Consider the following 22,835-nt stretch of genomic DNA (forward strand, 5'->3'; position numbering starts at 1 on the left):
CGTCAGCTACGCTCCCTACCCCAAGACCGGTACGCCGTTGCCCGTCACGGAACTGCACATCGTCGACCCTGCAGCGGCCGTTGCGCGTTCGGTTCAACTGGACAGCCGAGATGCCTACGTCTGGTTGCTCGGCTGGCGATCGACCGCCTCCGAGGCACTCGTGATGCGAATGTCACGTACGGGCAAGCGGCTGGACCTCTTTGCAATCGAGGGGGCCAGCGGCGCGGCGCGCCTGCTCGCGTACGACGAGCGTCCGGCGACCTTCGTGGCGGCGCTGGACTTTGCGACGAGCACCTGGCAATGGCAGGTCACTCCACTTCCGGATGACAGCGGTTTTCTCTGGATGTCGGAGCGCGACGGATGGCGTCACGTCTATCACTACGGCTACGATGGCACACTGAAGGGGAGAGTGACCTCGGGCGCCTTTCCTGTTCACCGGGTGGTGCGCGTCGATTCGGCGCGGGGACTGATCGACCTGATCGCGTCCGGAGATTCCACTCGCCCCTACGATCGGCACGTCTACCGTGTCGCGCTGAGCGGGAGGGGATTCACCGCGTTGACCTCGGCGCCAGGCCAGCACGAACCCCTGTTCTCAGCGTCGGGCAGCTTCTTCGTCGACTCGTACTCGAACCTCGCGCAGCCGCACACCGTGGAGCTCCGCCGCGCGAACGGCACGCTGGTCAAGCGCCTGGGACAGGCCTCGACTGCGCACCTCGAGGCGGCAGGGTACACGCCGCCGGAGCCGTTCCGTGTCAAGGCAGCTGATGGAACCACCGATCTGTACGGGGTTCTGTACCGGCCGACCGATTTCGACCCTGCCAAACGGTATCCCGTGATCGACTACATCTACGCCGGCCCGTTTCTGGCTGTGCACCAGACGACGTACGCGCCCACCACATCGATGCACGGGGTCGCCGCGTCGCTGGCCCAGATGGGCTTCGTCGTTGCCCTGCTCGACGCCCGCGGCACCCCGGGCCGCAGCAAAGCCTTTCAGGACGCGAACTACGGCCGCATCGGCCAGATAGAGATCCCCGACCACGTCGCTGCCATCCGGGCGCTGGCCCGATCCAAACCCTACATCGATACGACGCAGGCTGGAATCGTGGGCCACTCCTGGGGCGGCTACTTCGCCATCCGCGGTATGCTCACTGCGCCCGATTTCTTCAAGGTGGGCTATGCCGGCGCTCCGGGCGAACTGACCGAGGCAGCCGTGATCAACGAGCCCAACATGGGCCTGCTGGCGAGCAACCAGGCAGGCTACGATGCGGGGTCCAACCTCGGACACGCCTCCGCGCTGCGCGGGCGGCTCAAGCTCATGCATGGCACCAGCGACGTCAACGCGAGCCTGGCGACAACCATGCGCATGGCCCAGGCGCTGATCGAAGCCAATAAGACCTTCGATCTGCTGATCATGCCGGGTCAACCCCACGGGCCTCAAGGTGCGGCCGGGCGCTACTACAGAGACGACGTGCGCCGCTTCATGGCCAGCCACCTCGGTAGGCTCAGTCCAGTACACTCTCAACCAGGACGTAACCAATGATCGACCGCCGCGAATGGCTTGGCCTCTCCGCCGGCGCAGCTGCGGGGCTTGCGCTCAACCCGCAGCTGCTGTGGGCCGCAAGACAGCAGCTGATCACCCGTGCCATTCCCTCGACCGGAGAACGGATTCCGATCGTCGGTCTCGGCAGTTCCGCCACGTTCGCACAGGTCTCCCGCGCAGAGGATGTCACCGCGCTGCGCGAAGTGCTGCGGACCATGATCGCAGCAGGCGGCACGGTCTTCGACACGGCACCGAGCTACGGCGGGGGCTCATCCGAGGAGGTCTCCGGGCGGCTCGCCAAAGAACTCGGCTTGACCAACAAGATGTTCTGGGCAACCAAGGTGAACGTTGCCTCGATGTCGGGCGGCGGGTCCGCCGATCCCGCAGCTGCGCGCCAGCAGTTGCAGACCTCATTTCAGCGGATCGGCAAGCGCCCGGTCGATCTCGTTCAGATCCACAACCTGGGCGACGTCCCGACCCACCTTGGCATCCTCAAGGAGATGAAGCAGGGCAAGCAGATTCGCTACATCGGCCTGACCAGCGTCGAGCAGCGACAGTACGACGAACTGCAACGGCTCATGCGCACCGAGCCGATCGACTTCATCGGGATCAACTACGCCGTGGACGATCGCGACATCGAAAGGACGATCCTCCCGCTCGCGCAGGAGCGCGGAATCGCGGTGATGGTCTACCTGCCCTTCGGGCGCACCCGGCTCTGGAACCGGATCGGTAACCGCCCCCTTCCTGACTGGACCAAGGAGTTCGATGCCAGGAGCTGGGCACAGTTCATGATCAAGTACGTCGCCTCGCACCCGGCGGTTACCGTGGTCACCCCTGCGACCAGCAAGGTGGCCAACATGACGGACAACATGGGCGCCGCCGTTGGACGTCTCCCGGACGAGGCCATGCGCAAGCGCATGGCGCAGTTCGTCGACGCACTCCCCGCAGCGAGCGCAGAAGCCATGCGCGGAGTACCCGGACAGGGAGGAGGGCAGCCGGGACCTCAGGCACCGGGCATCGCACTGTCAGCGGCGATCCTCGACCGCTATGTCGGTGAGTACAAGGCGCCCACCGGCTTCACCATGACGTTTCGTCGCGATGGCACGACGCTCTTCGTGAAGCCGGGGCCGAATCCAGAGGCGCCGCTCGCCGCGCGATCAGAGACCCGCTTTGCGGACCCCCGCGGCCCCGTCATCGTTTTTCAGGTTGACGGCCAGGGTAAGGTGACCGGGCTCATTCTGGAACAGGGCAGCCAGCAGATCCAGCTGGAACGGCAGTAGCGGGCCCCATATTCCTCGAGTTCGTACCGCCTGAGGCTGGCACCGTCACCGATCTCATCATGCAACAGGGGACCAGCGTACACCGGCCACGCGGAATCGCTGAAGCACGTCGCACCAGACTTGATGCGGCTTAAGGCCGTGCTATCGCCTGCCGGTGCCGCGCGGGTCTCCCGTCGATGGCACCACGGTCAGCGTGATCGCCGACGGATAGGTCGGTCCGTGGTGGATCACGTTATGCGCCACCACCGGCTGCTGCTCGTTGTAGTTGGGTCCACCGGTATTCAGGTTCCGCTCGTATACCGGAAACGAGCTGCTGGTAACCGAGATCCTGATCCGATGCCCCGCCTGAAAGGTGTTGCTCGTCACCAGCGGCGGGAGCGTGACCTTGTACACCTTGCCGCGCTCCATGAACACCGGCGCATCCCAGCCCTCTCGCCACCGGACACGAAGCGCCTGCTCGTCGAGATTGTACGCCTTTCCGTCGGGATGCACATCTACCAGCTTGACGATGAGATCGGTGTCCTTCACGTCAGACGAGAGATAGAACGTCACCGCGATCGGCCCCGTCACGTCGACCGGCGCACGGAGCGGTTCGGTGCTGTACACGAGCACATCGGGCCGAGCTTGCATGGCTGACTGATCGAACGACCCGGGCACCGCCGCGTTGAAGCAGCACACCTGCCCACCCAGACTGGGCGCCGGATTCATCGGATCGTAGGTGTACGCGTCCTGCCCGTCCTTTCGCGGCCGAGTCGACACCAGGCGACCATTGCCAGCTGCGGTGTTGGCGCCGCCGTCGCTCGCGAGATGGTAGGTGAGCTGGCGAGCGCCGGCCGGCGGCCAGGTCCCATAGGCCTTCCAGGCCTTGTCGCCCATGTTGTAGACGCGAACCTTGGGCTCCTCCTCGATGCCGTTCTCGATGCCCTTGAGCCAGCGATCATACCAGCGGACAATGAAACCCGTATAGTCGAACCGCGCGTCGCCCACGTTGCGCTCGCCGATCACGTAGTTCTCGCTCTCGACCCGCCCCATCTGACAGTGGGCGGTGGGGGCGATGATCATGAAGGTGTTGTCGCGGGCTTGCTGCGTGGCGGCGTGCTCCGTCTGATACTCGAACATCGCCAGGTTCGGACCGGTCGACACGTCGTACCAGGAGTTGATGTAGAGCGCGGGTGCGGCGTTCCGGTCGCCCTCGCGGCCGAACTCGATCGTGTTCCACCGCGGATCGTTGAGCTGCCAGGTCATGAAGTCATCGAGGTCGCTCGGCGCGGAGCCGATTCGCTTCGGGATATCGCTGAGCGGCAACGTGTTGATGACGCTGTCGAAGCTGACCTGCGGAAGCGACTGCGGGTTCCCGTCCCAGTAGCGGTTGAGCCGGAGCAGCTGTTCCCGGGTGAGCTCGGCCGGGAACGACGGCTTGTACTTGTAGCCCGCGGCGTGGTACCAGGAGAGCCAGAAGTTCTGGAACACACCGCCCCGGTAGTGGTTTCCCATTTCGTTGTACGGTCCAACCTTCCCGATGCCAGCTCCGGAGCCTCTCGGCACCGCCGCCGCAAACGCGGGGTGATGCATCGCGTTCATCCGATGCTGCTCCTCGGCGCTCGATGAGCAGCCGTACGCACCAACCTTGCCGTTGGACCAGGGCTGCTTCGAAATCCACTCGATCGTGTCGTACGAGTCCGGTCCCGAGCCACCGAGGTAGGTGTAGACGCCCTCCGAGTAGTAGCGGCCCCGGACGTTGACATAGGCCAGGGCGTAGCCGCTCTCCAGGAACCGCTGGTTCTCGGGCCAGGCGGCCGGGCTGATCAGATACGGAAAGAAGACCAGGATGGTCGGCAGGTTCTGACGCGGGCGACCCTTCGGAAAGAAGAGCGAGGCATTGAGCCGCTTGCCATCGCGCATCGGGATGCGGACCTGGTCTTCGCGGTCCACCTGGGTCGCGAAGTACTGGGCCGTGGCACTCGGTTGAGCCTGGGCTGCAAGAGTCGGGAGCGAGACGCTGGCGATCGTCAGAAGCGAGGCACAGACCGCGCCGAGGGTGGCGGTGCGCCGAGCGGGGGAGGTCATGAGGGCGTTCCTGTCCGGGGGGTCTCCCGGAACGTAGCGCCGCGCGCTGATTTCCGCCGGACGGATCAGGTCTGGGTACCGCGCGGGGACCTTTCATGCCAACAGTCTCTTACCCCACGCACTATTGTGAGGTAGAGTATGGTGGGCTGACCGGTCTAGAGACCGCCCGAGCCCCGACCACGGGGGAACGCATGGCAACGAGACTGGACGTCGAGTTGGCGAAGCTCCGCCAGGGCGATCACCTCTGTCCGATCCACGACAACCTGACAGATCAAACCGCCAGCGCCGTGGCGTTCATCACTGCCGGATTGCAGCGTGGCGAGCGCTGTCTCTACGTCGCGAACGATTCGCCATTCGAGGATCTCGTCCAACGGTTCGCGGCTTCCGGCGTGAACGTCGCCCACGAAACCGACAAAGGCGCCCTCAGGATCCTGACGAAACACGACGTCTACCTGCGCCAAGGAAAGTTCGACGCACACGGAATGCTCGACTACCTCGCCGAGTGCGAGGCTGCGGCTCTTGCGGACGGCTACGCCGGCCTGCGTTTCCAGGGTGAGATGACGTGGGCGCTCGACGCGAATCTGGAGGGCGATCGGCTGATCGAGTATGAGGCGATGCTCAACGAGTTCCTCGCCAAGCACCGAGCAGTAATCGCCTGTCATTACTTGCGATCGCGTTTCGATCCCGCGCTCATCCATGACGTGCTCGTGACCCACCCGATGGTGGCCATCTCCGATCTCGTCTGTCCCAACCCGTACTATGAACCGCCGGAACTGATCCTCCGTCCCGAACCGATGGCGGTTTCGGAATTCAAACGCAAACGGCTCGATTGGTGGATCGAGCGTTTGCGCATGGCGATGGCAGGCGAGTTGGAGCGCAAGCGGGCCACGGAAACGGTTCGCGAGCGGGAAGAACTCGTCCAATTGTTGCTCGATTCCACGGCCGAGGCCATTTACGGCATCGACATCAACGGCAACTGCATGCTGGCGAACCCGACGTGCGCCCGTCTCCTCGGCTACGCCGACCCCGATCAACTGAGGGGTCGAAACATGCACGCACTGATTCACCACCACTATCCGGATGGCCGTCCGTACCCTGAGGAAGAGTGCCCGATCGTTCGAGCCATTCAGACGCGCCAGCCGACTCGCATCAAGGGCGAGGTGTTCTGGCGTGCCGACGGGACGAAGTTCGACGCCGAGTACTTCGCCTCCCCGATGTGGCGGGGCAAGGAGATTGTCGGTGCGGTGGTGACATTCCTCGACATGAGTCACCAGAAGACGCTCGAGGAGCAGTTGCACCAGTCGCAGAAGATGGAGGCCATCGGGCAATTGGCTGGTGGCGTGGCGCACGACTTCAACAACCTGCTCACCATCATAAACGGGTACAGTGAGTTACTGCTGCAATCAACACCTCAGGATGACCCTAACCGGGAGTTGCTGGAGGAAATCCTCAAGGCCGGGGAGCGTTCGGCATCGTTGACTCGACAACTGCTGGTCTTTAGCCGGAAGCAGGTACTGGCCCCCAAGGTGCTAGACCTGAACGAGGTGGTTCGGCACACGGAAAAAATGCTTCGACGCGTCATCGGCGAGGACATCGAACTGACCACAGTGTTGGATCCTGAGCTCGGAAGCGTGAAGGCGGACCCAGGACAACTGGAACAAGTGCTCCTGAATCTCGCGGTGAACGCCCGCGACGCCATGCCGCAAGGCGGTAGACTCACCGTCGAAACCAGCAACGTATTCCTCGATGAGGATTACGCCCTGTCCCATGCGGATGCCCGGCCGGGTTGGTACGTCATGCTGTCGGTCACGGACACGGGTACCGGCATGACCGAGGAGGTCACACGTCGCCTGTTCGAGCCGTTCTTCACCACCAAGGGTGTCGGCGAGGGTAGTGGCCTGGGTATGGCGGTGGTTCACGGCATCGTCAAGCAGAGCGACGGGAGGATCGAGGTCTATAGCGAACCAGGGCTGGGGACCTCATTCAAGATTTACTTACCGCGCGTCGAACAGCCTGCGCTAACCGGGAGATCCGCAACCGGTCTGGGGCCACCACCACGCGGAACTGAAACAGTGCTGCTGGTCGAGGACGATGATGCCGTTCGGGCGCTGACGCGCTTCACCTTGCAGCAGTGCGGCTACACCGTCCTGGAGGCAAGCCACGGCGAGGAGGCGATTCGGGTTGCCACCCACTACAGGGAGCCGATTCACTTGCTCGTCACCGATGTCGTGATGCCTGGAATGGGGGGGCGAATCCTCGCCGAGCGGTTGCTGAGCCACCATCCCGAGATGAAGGTGCTCTATCTTTCTGGGTACACCGATGATGCAGTCGTACGACACGGCATCCTCCACGAGGAAGTAAACTTCCTGCAGAAGCCCTTTTCCCCCAGCGCACTGGCACATCAGGTTCGGGAAGTGCTTGCGAGTTGACACTGCTCGCCTGGCGAGAGAGTCAGGTGAACCGCTCGAAGCGCTCGATGAAGGCGTTCCAGTCGGCTTCTCCCGCTGTCCAAGGAGCACGGATGTCAAAGGCGACGGGTACGCAGGAGCCCTCAGGTCCGCTGGTGCTGGTGGTGGACGACGACCTGAAGATCCGCACCATGTTGTCTACCATCCTGGCTGAGCAGGGATACCGAGTCCAGTCGGCTGAGAGCGGCGAGGATGCGCTCAAGGCGATGAGCCAGGAGCTGTACGATGTGGTGCTTCTCGACCTCGAGCTGCCGGGCAACCGTGTCTCGTTCTGAATCCTCTCGGGAGGAGGCGCGGGCAGGGCAAGGTAGACTTACCCCCGCCCACCTATCTTGCGTCATGTCCTCAACTTTTGCGGCACTCGGGGTCAACCCCGCTCTGGTCGAAGCCCTGACCGCCCTCGGCTATGAAGAGCCGACCCCGATCCAGGAACAGGCGATTCCGCCGCTCCTGGCTGGCCGGGATATCCTGGCCCAGGCCGCGACCGGCACGGGCAAGACCGCCGCCTTCGCCCTGCCCCTCCTCCAGCGCCTGCCGTCGGAGCCCCCGGCCCCCTCCCGCCCCGCAGTGCTGGTCCTGGTGCCCACCCGGGAACTGGCGATGCAGGTGGCCGAAGCTTTCCACCGCTACGGCCGAGCGCTCGGTGCCTCGACGGTGCCGATCTACGGCGGGCAGGAGTTCAGCCAGCAAATCAAGATGCTGCGGCGCGGGGCCCACGTGGTGGTTGCCACGCCGGGGCGGGCGCTCGATCACCTGCGGCGGCGGACCCTCGACCTGGAGGGGCTGGTTGCCGTGGTGCTGGATGAGGCCGACGAGATGCTCGACATGGGGTTTGCCGAGGAGCTCGAGGGCATCCTGGAATTGGCACCGGCCGAGCGGCAGACGGCGCTCTTCTCCGCGACCATGGCGCCCCGCATTGCGACGATTGCGCAGCGGCACCTGCGGAACCCGATCAAAGTCGTGGTGGCGCAGGAAAAGCCGGCGGCCGGTAAGCTCCCCAAGGTACGCCAGACCGCCTATGTGGTCAGCCGAGCTCAGAAAGTGGCAGCACTCGGCCGGGTCCTCGACCTCGAGGCGCCGACCTTGGCCCTGGTGTTCTGCCGAACCCGTCACGAAGTGGACAGCCTGGCCGAGAGCATGGGAGGCCACGGCTACCGGGTCCAGGCGCTGCACGGCGGTATGTCGCAGGACCAGCGCAGCCGAGTCATGCAGCGGACTCGGGCAGGCACGGTCGACATCCTCGTGGCCACCGACGTGGCGGCCCGCGGACTGGACATCGAGCAGGTCAGCCACGTGGTGAACTTCGATGTGCCGCAGTCGCCGGCTGCGTATGTCCACCGGATTGGGCGGACCGGCCGGGCCGGGCGCGAGGGCGTGGCAATCACCTTCGCAGAGCCGCGCGAGCACCGGATGCTCAAGAGCATCGAGCAGCTCACCCGCCAGAAGATCGAGATGGCCAAGCTGCCCACCGTGCTGGATGTGCGCGCCAAGCAGCTGGAGATTACCCGGGGCTCGATTCAGGAAACGATCCTGGCCGGCGACCTGGACGGCTATCGGGTCATCGTCGAAGCCCTGGCCGCCGAGCACGACGTGATGGAGATCGCGACGGCGGCGGTGAAACTGGCCCATCTGGCCGGTGGCGGTATCGACGGGGCCGCAGCCCCGCCGCTCGACGACCAGGTCATCCCGGCCGACAGCACCAAACAGAAGCGAACCTCCGACAAGCGCACCAAGCAGGCTGGGTCGCCCCGGAAACCGGGAGCGGGAATGGCGCGGATCTATATCGGCTCCGGCCGCAAAGCCAACATCCGCCCGGCAGACCTGGTGGGGGCGATTGCCAATGAGGCACAGATTCCCGCTGCGCAGATCGGCGCCATCGAAATCACCGACAATTTTTCACTGGTAGAGCTGCCGGAGGAACTGGTGCAGCCGGTCGTCGCCGCGCTCCGAGCCACCAAGATCAAGGGCAAGCGCCAGACGGTGCGGAAGGATGAAGCGGGTCGACGGACCGGCGGTACCCGATAAGCGCAAGGTGCCTGAGGTGGTGGCGACCGGACCGGTGAAGGACAAGCCGGGTATATTGACTCTTCATCACTGCCACATTTGCGATGCGCGCTCTTTTCTACCTCGGCTGGGCCCTCACGATCGTCGACCTCGTCGGCGCGGCGGCGATGTACTTCGGCCGACCGGGGGGTGATGCTGCGACCCGAGGATTGGGGCAGTCGTTCGGCATGGCATTGGCCGCCTTGGGCGTGGTCGCTGCCCTGCTGCTGTGGACCGGCCGAACGCCGGGACGATCCGGCTTCGTGGTGGTTGGGTGCCTGCTGGCCGGGGCACCCGTCGCGCTGGGAGTGACGCTGACTCTCGCTCGCTTTCCCCTGGCGGTGATCTACCCTTCGCTGCGTGACCGGGGCGTTCCCAAGCTACCGTCGCCGCAGTACGCCTTCCCAGATGCGGCTACCCGCGCCGCGGCGCTGGCGATTGTCTACAACGACTATGCCAAGCTCGACAGTTTGCTCCATGCCTCTCCCGCACCGGACCTCCAGGCGCGTGATGAACGGGGCGTGACGCTGCTCGGCATGGCCGCCACCGCAGCTATCATGGATGGTGGCGCGCCACGCGATCTCGATGGCGTCCGGTTCCTCCTGGCCGCCGGTGCGAGGCCCAGGGCCGACGACTCCGGACCTGGCACCACACTGATCGAACTGGTCGCCAGCGCATGGAGTCCTCAGGCCCACCTTGCACTCCAGATGCTGCTGGAGGCCGGGCTGCATCCAGACACACCGATGAACGATGGCCGCTCTGTCCTGTTCCACCCGAGATTGACCCCCGCAGCAGCTCGTACCTTGCTGGCGCGTGGCGTCGACCGGACCGTGCGGGACAACCGGGGAGACGCTTCGAACTGGTCGCCGGTCACGTATCAAGCGGACCTGCGCCGCTGGGCCACGGCGCTGGTGTTGCTCGAGGGAGGCGTTCCGCAGGATCACGGCACCCCGCCAGGATCCATCCTGGCGCGGGTGCTGAAGAACGGCGCGTACACAGTTACGGATGACGATCGTGCCGATCCCGCATACCAGGCTTTCATGGCCGCTGTCGAGCGATAGGCTGATTATGGGTTCCCGGGTTACCGCATGCGCGATGGTTATCGGTGCCATGGCTGGTGCGGCACTGCCGGTTGGTGTGACGGCCCAGTCGGTCGCGGGCCGCGCGGGCCCCGCGCCTGCCCACGAGTTCATCGGCCGGTGGCGAGTCGTCACAGCGACGATTGCTCCGTGGGTCGCCTCCGACAGCGCGGGGGTCGATCGGACTCGCCTGCTCGCGCGCGTCGTGCAGCTTGGCGCCACCTCACTTACCGGCCTGCCGCCGTTCGACTGTACCGACGGGCGGTTCGAGCCTACGCAGGTAGAGCCGGAAGGGCTCTTTCAGGGCGGCCTTCCCGCACCGGCGGGGACGGCGGCGCGCGCGCTCGGCTTCAGCGCCGGCAGGGTGCGCGGCATTCGCCTGATCTGTGCCTCCGGCGTCTTCGAGTTCCATGCTGCCGACAGTAGCCACCTGCTGGTCGCTATCGACAACGTGATCCTTACACTCGATCGGTCGCCGGGTGCCCAGGCGGCGGAGACAAGCCCCGCTGGTGCTGTGCAGGCGCTGTTGGAACGTCACGCCAGCAACCGTTTCGCATTCCATCGAGCGGCGGTCGAGCGGTTGCGGACTTGGCTGGACGCACGCCTGATCGCCGATATCACGGCCTACTTCGACGCACCGACCTCACCGGACGAGGCCCCCCCCATCGACGGCGACCCGTTCACCGATTCGCAGGAGACCCCGACCCGCTTCGCTGTCCAGCAGGGCCGGATCACCGGCAGACGCGCCGAGGTGGCGGTGGTGTTTGCAGACGGCTGGTCGTCGAAAACACTGCGCTACCGCCTCGAGCGCGACGGTGCGGCGTGGCGTATCGTTGACATTGTCTTTGGGGATGGCAGTACCTTCACCAAGCTGCTGCGCGACGGCGCAGCCGCGTCGCGCAATCAGGGGGCGGGCGAACGAGTGTGGGAATGATCGGGCCATCCCGCCGAGGTGGCAGTCGCAGCAACAGACTATAGCAGATTCGCCCCCAATGGCGCGGCCCGCTCATCGTGTGGTCATGCGTGCAACCGTCTGCCGCACCAGGGGCGCCACGACGAAGACGGTCGGGAATGCCACTGGCCAGGTGGTGAGACAACTGCGCACCCACTGGGCCGGCAAGCCGGGATGAACGCCCTGCGCCATGATCAGCACGAAGGCCGAGACGATGGCGACCATGATGGCCGACAGGAGCGCGCTGAACAGCAGCGGGGCGAATCGGGAAGGAATCTGCATAGTGTTCTTTCCTTTGAGACGGGTGGAATCGCGGGTTACAGACGGAACAACAGGTGGTCGGCCCACCCGGCGAGGTAGAGGCCGATCCCGTAGACCGTGTGGGTCAGCAGGCTTTGCAGCCGCGACCTGCCGGAACCGATGCCCATGGCCGGTTGCATCAGCAGCAGCGGCGCCGCCACCGTGCCGATGCCGACGAGCAAGGCGGGAGCAAGCGTGGGTCGGTGCAGCCACACCAGACCCCAGACCTCCAGCAGCAGGGCGGCGAAGCCGATGCCGATGAGGTAGTGCATCAGCAATCCGAGCAGTCGCTCGCCGCGCACCGGCGCGGCAGCCCCGATGGACTGATGGCGGAACCGCCAGGCCGCCATGTGACCGAACCATCGTCCCAGGAGCGCGTAGTCGAGCCGTGGCATCCCCAGCAGCGGCTGCCGAACCAGACCCCAGGCATCCATCACCATCGTGGCGCCGACACCGACCAGCAACGCATGACCCGCGAATTCCATGTGACCTCCTCCGGTAGCGGTTGACCTTTCCTGGCTCCATGGTACAACTTCAAGTCAACTTGAAGTCAAGAGGGACACCATGGACATTGGAGAGGTGGCCCGACGGTCCGGGGTGGCGCCGTCGGCGCTGCGGTTCTATGAGGAGAAAGGGTTGATCCGGTCAGCCGGGCGCCGTGGGCTCCGACGACAGTATGACGCCAGCGTGCTCGAGCAGCTGGCCTTGATCACACTGGGACGGGCGGCGGGACTTGCGCTCGAGGAGATCGGTCGGATGCTCCACGGCGAAGGTCGCGCCCGGGTGGACCGGGCGGTGCTGGCGGCCCGGGCGGACCTGCTTGATGAGCAGATCCGGAAGCTGCGCTCGATCCGCAACGGACTGCGGCACGCCGCGGTATGCCCTGCGGCGGACCATCTCGAGTGCCCCACCTTCCGCCGCCTGATGGGACTGGCCGTGGCGCGCGCGGCGCGGAAGCCAGGCAGAGGACTCCGAGAACCAGCTCGCCAGCCTGCCGCGGCAGCGGGCAGCAAGCCTCCAGCAAGGGCTGGCGGACTCCGCCATCGCACCCGATGTTAGAGTGCCCTGCTCTTTTTTGTGGAAGCGAACCAACGACGGAACCGCAGGAGATTCGGGATGCCGAGATCGATGAACACCGTTGCACGCGCGCCAAAGCTGCTCCCTCTGGCAATAGTACTCATGCTCGGATGCGCACAAAGTGAGCGTGGCGACCAGAGCGACCGACGACCGACCACAGCGCGTCCGGTTCCCGAGGCCGGCTTCACACTGACCGCGGACCAGACCCACAACCGGTGGAGCGCAGCCATTCCCCCGGCAATCCGAGTTCCCTCGGGAGCGGTGATCGAGGCGTTTACGCAGGAAGCTTCGGCAGGGCAGCTCACTGCCTCCTCCACGGTCGAGGACCTGGCCCGGATCAGCTTCGATCCGATTCACCCGCTGACCGGACCGGTCTACGTCGAAGGTGCCGAGCCGGGAGACGTACTGGCCGTGACGCTGCACGAAATCGAAGTCGGCGACTGGGGCTGGGCCGCGGTCATTCCAGGCTTCGGCTACCTGGCAGAGGACGCCGAGTTCGCCAACCGCTCGTGGTATCGCACCTTCACGCTGGGGCCATCGGCCACCACGGCGCGCTTTGCCCCGGGAATCGAGATTCCGATCCGGCCCTTTGCTGGCGTGATGGGGGTGGCGCCGGCCACCGATTCGATGCTATCGACCATTCCGCCCCGCGCCAATGGCGGCAACATGGACAGTCGCCACCTGGTAGTCGGAACGACGGTCTACTTTCCGGTCTTCGTACCTGGGGCGCTCTTTTCCATCGGCGACACCCATGCTGCGCAGGGCGATGGCGAGGTCTCGGGCACGGGCATCGAGGCGCCGATGCGCATCGTCTACGAGGTGCGAACGATCAAAGGGGGACGGGCCCTGCGCGAGCCCGAGTACGAAACGGACGAGTACTATGCCGTGACCGCCCACGCCCCCACGCTCGATCAGGCGGCCCGTCAGGCCACCCGCTACATGGTCGACTATCTGGAGCAGGCTCACGGGCTCCCCCGGGCCGATGCCTACGTGCTTGCTTCGCTCGCGGCCGACTTGCGGATTGCCGCCGTGGTCGACGTACCGCACGTGCTCGTGGCAATGCACATCCCGAAGCGGGTCCTCCCGCGTCGGTAGCTCGCGACGGCTCCGGCCGGCGCGGGCGAAGGGTACGGTATCCCACTTCCGGACCCGCCGCCGAGCCACCATGTTGATGCGGCGTGCGTAGCCGCCTGGTCATTGGGATCGGCGGCCGACCCGTGCGGCAGCCTGGAGGGTAATGCGCGTGAGAGTGCTACGAATCGGCGGCGGGGTCGTGCTGGTGCTGCTTGGGGCCCTGTGGGCGCTTCAGGGAGCTGACCTGGTTCACATCAACCCCATTCTGTGCTTCGCCAACTGCGAACCCCTGGTGGGGGGCTCTGTCACCTGGCTCATCATCGGGCTTGCCGCCGTGGCCATCGGCGGACTCGTGCTGCTGAGGGAGCGAACCCGATCGCGTCCCTCACGCAGCTAACATGGCAAAGCGCGGGGCAGCCTGGGGTCGCAGAGGATCCTCTAGCTTGTTCGCGATCCCGGCCGGCTGCCTCTAACCTGCTACCGGAGGCTGTCCAGGACCCTGGTGGGTCCGCCGGCAAGTCGACCCCTTGCCAAATCGAGCCGCGGCGGCAGTATTAAATGGGTCGTCAACGGTCGGTCACCCGAGCCGTTGCCGAAGTTTTGCGTTCGCGGATGACTGACGAGTAATCCGACGAGCGAACTTGCATTTCCGTCTCATTTCCTCACAGGGACTCGTGTCCGAATGACACGGCCTTAACTGACGATCGTTTGCGATCTGGTGGCGGCGCAAGGAGTTGCGCAGCGGCCACCAGGTTGGCACGACTCCTGTTTCTGTCCGTAGCGACCGGCTAGGCATCCCGGTCCAGCAACGGGTGTGGCACCAGGCGCAGCACGCGCGGTAGGTACGGTAGGCACGTCGCAGGGCAATGATCAGGCGCATAGTTGGCGGTATCATCTCCATCTCCCAGGAGGACCTGTGGGCACACGTATGCTCTGGCAGGCGGGGCTCGGCTTGGCGCTGCTGTTGGCGCCAACGATCCTGACTGCCCAAGACCGGCAGATTTCCGGCCGGATCACGAGAGCGGGAACCGAGACGCCGATCCCCGATGCCGAGGTGTCGGTGGTCGGCGCGGCACGGTACGCAGGGGCGCGGACAGGACAGGACGGCCGTTACACCCTTACCGCGCCGGCAGGTGAGGTCAGGCTCCAGGTACGGGCAATCGGTTTCACGCGTCAGGAAGTGCTCGTGGCGAGTGGCCAGTCGACGATGGACCTCGGCCTGCAGGTCGACATCTTCCGTCTGGACGAGGTCGTGGTCACCGGTCAAGCCACAACGATCGAGCGACGGAGCGCAACGACCGCGATTGCGTACGTATCGGGAGAGGATATCGCCAAGGTTTCTGCGCCGACAATGTTGAACGCGCTGACCGGCAAGATCACGGGCGTCAACCTGCAGACGAACTCCGGCGCCCCCGGCGGCGGGATCCAGATGCAGATCCGCGGCAATGCCACGATTCTGGGCGCGTTCGACCCGCTCTACGTCGTTGACGGCGTCATCTATTCCAACGCGAGCATCCCGAGCGGACGCGGCTTAGTCAACAACGCGGCGACCCCGACGCTCGAAGCAGACGCGGTCAACCGGATTGCCGACCTCAACCCGGCGGACATCGCAAGCATCGAGGTGCTGAAGGGTGCCGCAGCTTCGTCGATCTACGGATCGAAGGCCTCGAACGGGGTCATCGTGATCACCACGATCCGCGGCCAGCAGGGCCAGACCCGCGTCAACGTGGCCCAACGATTCGGAGTCTTCAGCCCGCTCAAGCTCCTGGAGAGCCGTCGCTGGACCCTGGACTCCGCGGTGGCTCGCTATGGTCAGGCCGCAGCTCCGTTCTTTGCCAATAACCCAACCCCATACTTCGACCAGTACGGCCAGGTGTACAGCAATCGGGACCTGTCATACGAGACGGTGGCCGACGTGAGCGGCGGGACGGCAACAACCCGGTACTACATCTCGGGCAGCTGGAAACACGACGAGGGCATCGAGCTCAATACCTTCGCCGATCGGCAGACGCTCCGGGTCAACGTCGACCAGACCATCACGCCGAAGGTGGACGTCCGGATCTCGAGTGTATACACCCGCAACGAGAATGCCCGGGGCTGGAACAACAACTGCAACAACTACGGCTGCCACGGGTATGCGATGTCGTACATCCCGAGCTTCGTGAACTTCGAGCAGAGGAACCCCGACGGAACCTTCCCCGTTCCCACGGTTGGTGTGCAGTCCAACCCGCTGCAGCTGGTGGAGATGGGGGTCAATGCCGAAGAGACCAACCGGTTCACGGGCGGCCTGACCCTTGGCTGGAATGCGGTGACGAGCAACCGCCACGCCCTTCGTTTCATTGCCGCCGGCGGGATCGATGCCTTCAGCCAGGCCAACGACGTCTGGTCACCCAACGACCTCTTCTTTGAACGGACCCAGGCGCTGCCAGGTGAATCGGTCGAGAGCGGCGGCCGGAGCCAGTTCTACAACTGGAACCTCAACGGCGTCCACACCTTCACCGCCAGAAGCTGGTCGGCCAACACCTCCTTCGGGGTGCAGTATGAGGACCGCCGGCTCAACACCTTCCAGATTCGAACCCAGAACCTGCTGCCCGGTGAGCGGAACGTGAACCAGGGCACCAACATTACCGCCACGGAAGCGCTGACCGAAGAGCGGACCCTGGCACTCTATGCGCAGGAAGAGGTCCGCCTGATGCGGGACCGCCTGCTGCTTCAGGCCGGTGTGCGCGCTGAGCGCAGCAGCGTCAACGGTGATGTTGACAAGTATTATGTCTTCCCGAAAGTGGCGGGTTCGTACCGGTTTACCGACCTGCTCGGCAGCGGGAGCGAAGTCAAGCTCCGCGTTGCCTACGGCGAAACCGGCAACCAGCCGATCTTCGGTCAGAAGTTCACCAACCTCGGTACACCCCAGCTGGGCGGATCGCAGGGCGTCACCGTTGGTACCGCAGCTGGCTTCGCAGACGTGGAGCCGGAGCGGCTCAAGGAGATCGAGGGCGGCATCGATGGAAGTGCCTTGAATGGTCGGCTGACCTGGGAGCTCACGGGATTCCGCCGCAGCACCACGAACCTCCTGCTGCAGCGGACCCCGGCTCCGTCATCGGGTTTCGCCACTCAGATCTTCAATGGCGGCGAGATCAAGAACCAGGGCATCGAGATCGGGCTTGGCTACACCCCGATCCAGTCGACGCGCGGCTCGTGGGTCGCTCGGGGGACGTTCACCCGGTACACCAGCGAGGTCGTCGACATGGCCGGCCTGCCCCCGTTCTTCCCGACGGCCTCCGGCTTCGGCAACCTCGGCCGCACTCGTATCGAGGTTGGCAAGCCGATTACCCAGATCATCGGGTTCGATCTCGACGCCAACGGCAACCGGGCAGCGGCGCTCTCGCAGCTCGGCAACAGCGCCCCCGACTTCCGGGTCGGCCTGGTGAACGACATGAGCTATCGCTCGTTCAACCTGAGCGTGGTGCTGGACTGGCAGCAGGGTGGCAACGTCATCAATCTGACCCGCTACCTGCAGGATGACGGTCGCACCTCGGCCGACTGGGGCACCCCGGCCTGGGCAGCGCGGTACCTGGGCTACCAGCGGGGCGCCATCGTGACCTACATCGAGGACGCCAGCTTCGTCAAACTCCGGGAAGTCTCGCTCGGCGTGGACGTGCCCTCCAGCGTGGTCAACGCGCTGAACGTGGGCATCGACAGAATGCGAGTCAGCCTGAGCGGGCGGAACCTCTGGATGAGCACCAAGTACTCCGGGCTCGACCCCGAGGTGGCCAACTTCGGTGCGGCGGCCATCCGGAACAACCTGGACATCGGTGCGTATCCGCCGACCCGCAGCATCTTCCTCAACATTGCGATGGGGTTCTGATGAGACCGACCATTCCGCAGCTTCACCGCGCGCCCCGGCGGGCTCCCCGCTGCGCAGCCGCGCTGCTGGCTGGCGTCCTGGCCCTGGGCGGGTGCGGGGACTTCGATGTCCTCAACACCAATGCCCCCACGGTGCAGACTCTGACCGAGACGCCGACTCGCGCCATCCTGGCGCGCGCCGCAACCGGCATTTTTGCTCAGACGTTCAACGACATCGGTACCGAGATTCAGTTTTACGCGCTCTATGGAAGGGAGGGCTACAACCTCCTCGGCAACGACCCCCGCGAAACCGGTGAGCAGATTCGCGGGCCGGCTGACCCGACAGGGCGGCACTCGGGAATCTGGATCGGCCTCTACTCCGCGATCCGGACCATCAACACCTACCTCGAGGCGCTTCCCAAGGCCACCGGAATGTCCCCAGCCGAAGTCCAGGCCTCGTCGGGCTTTGCCAAGACGATGAAGGCGTGGCACCTGCACCGCCTGGCCGTCCGAACGGGCCAGCTCGGCATCCCGCTCGACGTCGACCGCCCGATCACTGCCGACCCGGCGCCGTTCGTCAGCTTCTCGACCGCGCTCCAGGCAGCAGGCGCACTGATGGACGAGGCTGCGGCCGAACTGACGGCGGCCGGCGCGACGGCCTTTCCCTTCACCATGGCGCCCGGGTACACCGGCTTCACCACGCCAGCGACGTTCCGGCAGTTCAACCGGGCGCTCCGAGCCAAGATGCTGGTGCACCAGGCCACCTTCGTGGCCTGCACAGCCTGCTGGGCCCAGGCGGCGACCGCACTCAACGCCTCGTTCATCACCACCGCCGGCCTGCCGGGCTCGCTCTCGACTGGCGTCAACTATGCCTATTCCACCGCAGCGGGCGAGCCGACCAACCCGGTTTCCGAACCGCTCAGCAACGACCGGCTCTGGGCTCACCCGAGCCTGATGAGCGGCGCCCAGCTCAAGACCGGTGGGCAGCCCGACGACCGGCTGACCCGGAAGATTACGGCGGCCGGACGGTCCAAGAACCTCAACGACCTGATCGGAACTCACAAGCCGACGCTCTACAACGCGGCTGGCAACCCCGCAGCCGCGAACCTCGGCGCCCCGATTCCGTGGATCAACAATGAAGAGCTGATCCTGCTCCGCGCCGAGATTCGCTGGAACACCAACGACCGGCAGGGCGCAATCGACGACCTGAATCTGATCCGAGTCAACTCCGGCGGATTGGCGAACACCACGCTGACAGCCGGCTCGTCGAACGATGCGTTCATCACGGAGCTACTCTACAATCGGCTCTATTCGCTGATGTGGTCGCAAGGCACTCGCTGGATCGATGCGCGCCGGTACGGGCGGACCCAGCAACTGCCCCAGGACCGCGCCGGTGACACCCGGTATGAGAACATGATCATCCCGGAAGGCGAGTGCTCGGCGCGCAACCTGCCCTCGCCGTGCACGCCGCTCTGATGAGCTGACCCGAGGGACAGAACGCCCGGGCCGGGTGTCGGCAGTGAGCCGGCACCCGGCCCGTGGCGCATCCGCCCCATAGAGGACCGCCAGAGCCAGCGGGATTCCCTTCCCGAATCGAGCCACCGGCTCCATGTTGAGGGAGCACCACGGAGGCGTCCTTGGTCATGCTCGTCATACGAGGCCTTCCCGGTAACGAACCATGTCCGCAAGGCTCCGGTAGGGACACAGCTCCGGCCTTGCCGAGGTAGCGATGTGTAAGACCATCAAGCAGCGCGTGAAGTTCAAAGCCCCACCGGCCACGGTGTACGAACTCCTGGCAGACTCGCGCAAGCATTCGGCGGTGACGGGGCGGACAGCCACGATCAGTCGAAAGATTGGCGGGATCTTTTCGGCCGGCGACAACGACATCACCGGCGTCAATGTCGATCTCGTACCAGGGCGACGAATCGTGCAAGCCTGGCGTCACCGGCAGTTCCCCGAGGGCATCTATTCGATGGCAGCCGTAACCCTGACACCGACCCCCGATGGCGGGACCGAACTCGTGCTGACACACCGTGGCGTCCCCAAGGACCTGATCCCCGAGACGGAACGCGCCTGGCGCGAACAGTATTGGTTTGGCATCAAAGCGTATCTCGATCGTGCCGGACGCAATCCTCGTATCAGCAACAGGTAGCACAGCCACCCAAAGCATCCACTAGGCACACGTTGGGGTCAAGCGACGACGCACGACACCGTCAGACAGCAGAATCTCGATCAGTCAGGACACAGCGTCTGGCGCGCGCCATCCAGCACGATTGGCAGGTCGTGACGACGCAGCTGCGAGAGAGTCACGAAGCGGACGACTGCGCTATATTCGGGGCAAGCCTGAGCAAACGCTGGAGCGACTAGCTTCGCATAGGCTTGCGACCCGTCAGCACGGAGGCCTTCCGCGCCATCATGCTTCGCCGCACCTGCTTCGGCCTGAGCTGCGCCGTGATACTGTCGAATCCAGCATCGATGCTTTGCCAAGAGGCCGGAGCCAACCCGGTTCGACCGGTCGGGGCCATCCGGATCCGAGCCGAGTCGATGAACTGGTTCGGCGACGCCCCAGGGAGTCAGTACAGCTTCCTTGGCGCCACGGCCCGGTTTGGACTGGAGCAGAGGACTTCCCGCTTCGAATGGCGGGTGGAGTTCGCCGCTCCGCTCCTGCTCGGTTTGCCCGACGACGCCGTTCTCCCGGCTCCGCAGGGACTGCTCGGTCACGGAGCGAACTACTACCTCGCCAACGGACGGGCTACCCAGGCCATCGGCCTGTTTCCCAAGCAGGTATACCTCCGGGTCAAGAGCGCGGATCAACGCTGGCAGGGACGTCTGGGCCGTTTCGAGACTGCGGAGGGCGCGGAGACCGCGCCGCGCAGCGGGGCGTTGGCGACGGTCAAGCGGACCCGACTCGCTCAGCGCCTCATAGGGCCGTTCGGGTTTACCCACATCGGTCGCAGCTTTGACGGAGCGGACTTGCACTACGGCCGCGGTCATACCCAGGTAACCGCGCTGGCGGCGGTGCCCACCGCGGGGGTCTTTGACATGGACGGCTGGGGCCGGGTACCCCAGATTGTGCTGGGATACGCGGCGGTGACCACCGCCGGTCCGCTGGGGGCCGACAACGGTGAAGTCAGGATCTTCGGACTCTATTACCGCGACGGTCGCGAGGTGGCGAGGACCGACAACCGTCCCCTGGCCGTGCGCCAGGGCGACCTCGAGCCGGTGTCAGTGGGCACCATTGGCGGGCACTACCTCCAAGCCGTGCTCACCGGAATCGGGCGCTTCGACCTGACTGCCTGGGGTGCGCTCCAGTTTGGACAATGGGGGCAGCAGGACCACCGCGCAGCGGCAGGTACGATTGAACTGGGGTGGCAGCCTGCCATGCTCGAGACGATCCGCCCCTGGCTTCGAGCGGGCTACTTCCGGAGCAGCGGCGACCGTGACGCCGCAGATGCCACTCACCAGACCTTTTTCCAGGTGCTGCCGACGCCCCGGGTGTACGCCCGCTTCCCGTTTTACAACCTGATGAACCTCGAGGATGCCTCGGTGAGTCTGCTGCTCCGACCGGGCACCCGCACCACGTTGCGGGCCGACCTGCGAGGACTCAAGCTGGCCGAGCCGGCCGACGGCTGGTATATCGGCGGTGGTGCCTTCGACCGGGACGGCTTCGGCTATGCATCCCGGCCGTCGAACGGCAGCCGCGCCCTCGCGACGTTGCTCGACCTGAGCGCCGATGTGCAGATCAACCGGCGCTGGACGGTGGCCGGATACGCAAGCCACGCACTAGCGGGACAGGTGATCAGAAGCATCTACCCCTCTCGGGCGAACGGCCGGTACGGCTATCTCGAGCTGGAGTACCGCTGGTGATCCCTCGGGCACTCGGGGGCCGTTGCGGGCCGCACCTCCCTCCAAACGGCGCTGCCCCCCGGGGTCGACCGGCCGGCGCTAGCGTTCGTTGCGGAATGGTCCGCTCGTGACCCCGGCCACCCTGATTCTTTTCGTCGTCGGGGCCGTGCTCCTCATTGCAGGAGCTGACCTCCTCGTCAGAGGTGCCTCGCGTCTGGCTACCGCACTCGGCATCTCACCGCTGGTTATCGGCCTCACGGTTGTCGCCTTCGGGACCAGTGCGCCCGAATTGGCTGTGAGCGTCCAGGCGAGCACGGCCGGTGAACCGGACATCGCGCTTGGCAACGTCCTGGGCAGCAACCTCTTCAACATCCTGTTCATCCTGGGGCTCAGCGCCGCAATCACGCCGCTCGTCGTTGCCCAGCAGCTGGTGCGACTCGATATACCGCTGGTGATCGGCGCTTCCGTTCTCCTGCTCGTCATGGCAACCGACGGCAGCATCGGCCGGATCGACGGAATCATTCTCACCGGCGGCATCGTCGGGTACTGCGTGTTCGTTCTTCGAACGAGCGCGCACCAACCCCAGCCGGCGCCCTCCGCGCCGGCGGCAGAGTCAGCCGGGCAATCGACCCGAATCAAGCAGCGCCTCCTCAACGTCGGGATGATCGTTGTCGGCCTGGCGACACTGATGCTGGGATCCCGCTGGCTCGTCACCAGCGCCGTCTCCATGGCCGAGGCACTGGGTGTCAGCAAGCTGGTGATTGCGCTCACCATCGTCGCAGCAGGGACGTCGCTGCCCGAGGTGGCGACCTCGGTCCTGGCAAGCATCAGAGGCGAGCGTGACCTTGCGGTCGGCAACGTGGTGGGCAGCTGCCTCTTCAACATCCTCGCGATCACGGGCCTCTCGAGCATTGTTGCGAGCAATGGGATACCGGTCGCGCCCGCAGTGCTCAGATTCGACCTGCCGGTCGTGATCGCGGCAAGCGTCGCCTGCCTGCCGATCTTCTTCACCGGCTACCAGATTGCGCGCTGGGAGGGGTTCCTGTTCCTGGCGTACTATGCCGGGTACACCCTCTACCTGATCCTCGATTCAGCGAGCCACGATGCACTGCCGGCGTACAGCGCGATGATGGGACTCTTCGTGATCCCGCTCACCCTGGTGACACTGCTGGTTCTCAGTGTTCGGGCTCTCAAGAACAAAGCCCCAACCCCATCGCAGCCGACCTGACGAGGCAGCCCCCGTTGCCGTCTCGGCCCGCGGCTCCG

General features: G+C 65.2%; 18 protein-coding genes. 15 read left to right on the plus strand and 3 right to left on the minus strand.

Going from position 1 to position 22,835, the window contains the following annotated elements; all coding sequences use genetic code 11:
- On the plus strand, positions 1-1,540 hold a 1,540-nt coding region (locus tag KF785_16490; protein MBX3148364.1), incomplete at its 5' end, for a S9 family peptidase.
- Positions 1,537-2,820 carry an aldo/keto reductase gene (locus tag KF785_16495; protein MBX3148365.1) on the plus strand — a complete coding sequence of 428 codons (1,284 nt, stop codon included), beginning with the start codon at positions 1,537-1,539 and terminating at the stop codon, positions 2,818-2,820. The genes KF785_16490 and KF785_16495, both read left to right, overlap by 4 nt.
- Before the next feature lie 141 nt (positions 2,821-2,961).
- Here the strand turns inward: KF785_16495 and KF785_16500 are convergent, their stop codons facing one another.
- Positions 2,962-4,887: a CocE/NonD family hydrolase gene (locus KF785_16500; GenBank protein MBX3148366.1), complete on the minus strand. Its 1,926-nt coding sequence runs from the start codon at positions 4,885-4,887 to the stop codon at positions 2,962-2,964.
- 191 nt (positions 4,888-5,078) lie between these two features.
- Here KF785_16500 and KF785_16505 point away from each other — a divergent pair, with 191 nt between their 5' ends.
- From KF785_16505 to KF785_16525, 5 genes are all read left to right on the plus strand, one after another.
- Positions 5,079-7,316: an MEDS domain-containing protein gene (locus KF785_16505; GenBank protein MBX3148367.1), complete on the plus strand. Its 2,238-nt coding sequence runs from the start codon at positions 5,079-5,081 to the stop codon at positions 7,314-7,316.
- Between the two features lie 92 nt (positions 7,317-7,408).
- Entirely contained in the window at positions 7,409-7,630 is a 222-nt protein-coding gene (locus KF785_16510) for a response regulator (protein MBX3148368.1), read from the plus strand.
- Positions 7,631-7,694: 64 nt separating this feature from the next.
- On the plus strand, positions 7,695-9,380 hold the full coding sequence (locus KF785_16515; protein ID MBX3148369.1) for a DEAD/DEAH box helicase: 1,686 nt from the start codon (positions 7,695-7,697) through the stop codon (positions 9,378-9,380).
- Positions 9,381-9,463: 83 nt separating this feature from the next.
- Complete coding sequence (locus KF785_16520; GenBank protein MBX3148370.1) at positions 9,464-10,459, plus strand: hypothetical protein; 996 nt, start codon at positions 9,464-9,466, stop codon at positions 10,457-10,459.
- A 34-nt stretch (positions 10,460-10,493) separates the two neighbouring features.
- Complete coding sequence (locus KF785_16525; GenBank protein ID MBX3148371.1) at positions 10,494-11,411, plus strand: hypothetical protein; 918 nt, start codon at positions 10,494-10,496, stop codon at positions 11,409-11,411.
- A 72-nt stretch (positions 11,412-11,483) separates the two neighbouring features.
- Here KF785_16525 and KF785_16530 read toward each other — a convergent pair whose 3' ends face one another.
- The gene (locus KF785_16530; GenBank protein ID MBX3148372.1) at positions 11,484-11,711 is read right to left on the minus strand and encodes a DUF2798 domain-containing protein; all 228 of its coding nucleotides are present in this window, start codon (positions 11,709-11,711) and stop codon (positions 11,484-11,486) included.
- Between the two features lie 35 nt (positions 11,712-11,746).
- Complete coding sequence (locus KF785_16535; protein ID MBX3148373.1) at positions 11,747-12,214, minus strand: DUF2938 domain-containing protein; 468 nt, start codon at positions 12,212-12,214, stop codon at positions 11,747-11,749.
- Positions 12,215-12,293: 79 nt separating this feature from the next.
- Between KF785_16535 and KF785_16540 the strand changes: the two genes are divergently transcribed.
- The 8 genes from KF785_16540 to KF785_16575 all read left to right on the plus strand — a co-directional run bounded on the left by KF785_16540 (position 12,294) and on the right by KF785_16575 (position 22,797).
- The gene (locus KF785_16540; protein MBX3148374.1) at positions 12,294-12,788 is read left to right on the plus strand and encodes a helix-turn-helix domain-containing protein; all 495 of its coding nucleotides are present in this window, start codon (positions 12,294-12,296) and stop codon (positions 12,786-12,788) included.
- Positions 12,789-12,857: 69 nt separating this feature from the next.
- A complete protein-coding gene (locus tag KF785_16545; protein MBX3148375.1) occupies positions 12,858-13,901 on the plus strand; it encodes an acetamidase/formamidase family protein in 1,044 nt (347 codons plus the stop codon).
- A 148-nt stretch (positions 13,902-14,049) separates the two neighbouring features.
- Positions 14,050-14,277 (plus strand): hypothetical protein, encoded by a 228-nt coding sequence (locus KF785_16550; protein ID MBX3148376.1) that lies wholly within the window; start codon positions 14,050-14,052, stop codon positions 14,275-14,277.
- Between the two features lie 519 nt (positions 14,278-14,796).
- Positions 14,797-17,745: a SusC/RagA family TonB-linked outer membrane protein gene (locus tag KF785_16555; GenBank protein MBX3148377.1), complete on the plus strand. Its 2,949-nt coding sequence runs from the start codon at positions 14,797-14,799 to the stop codon at positions 17,743-17,745.
- Positions 17,745-19,199: a RagB/SusD family nutrient uptake outer membrane protein gene (locus KF785_16560; protein MBX3148378.1), complete on the plus strand. Its 1,455-nt coding sequence runs from the start codon at positions 17,745-17,747 to the stop codon at positions 19,197-19,199. Before KF785_16555 ends, KF785_16560 begins: the two co-directional genes overlap by 1 nt.
- A 253-nt stretch (positions 19,200-19,452) precedes the next feature.
- Positions 19,453-19,875 (plus strand): SRPBCC domain-containing protein, encoded by a 423-nt coding sequence (locus KF785_16565; GenBank protein ID MBX3148379.1) that lies wholly within the window; start codon positions 19,453-19,455, stop codon positions 19,873-19,875.
- A 323-nt stretch (positions 19,876-20,198) separates the two neighbouring features.
- Positions 20,199-21,590: an alginate export family protein gene (locus KF785_16570; GenBank protein MBX3148380.1), complete on the plus strand. Its 1,392-nt coding sequence runs from the start codon at positions 20,199-20,201 to the stop codon at positions 21,588-21,590.
- A 106-nt stretch (positions 21,591-21,696) separates the two neighbouring features.
- A complete protein-coding gene (locus tag KF785_16575) occupies positions 21,697-22,797 on the plus strand; it encodes a calcium/sodium antiporter (protein MBX3148381.1) in 1,101 nt (366 codons plus the stop codon).
- The last annotated feature ends 38 nt before the right edge of the window (positions 22,798-22,835 follow it).

This window comes from Gemmatimonadales bacterium, assembly GCA_019637315.1.
Lineage (GTDB): Bacteria > Gemmatimonadota > Gemmatimonadetes > Gemmatimonadales > GWC2-71-9 > SHZU01.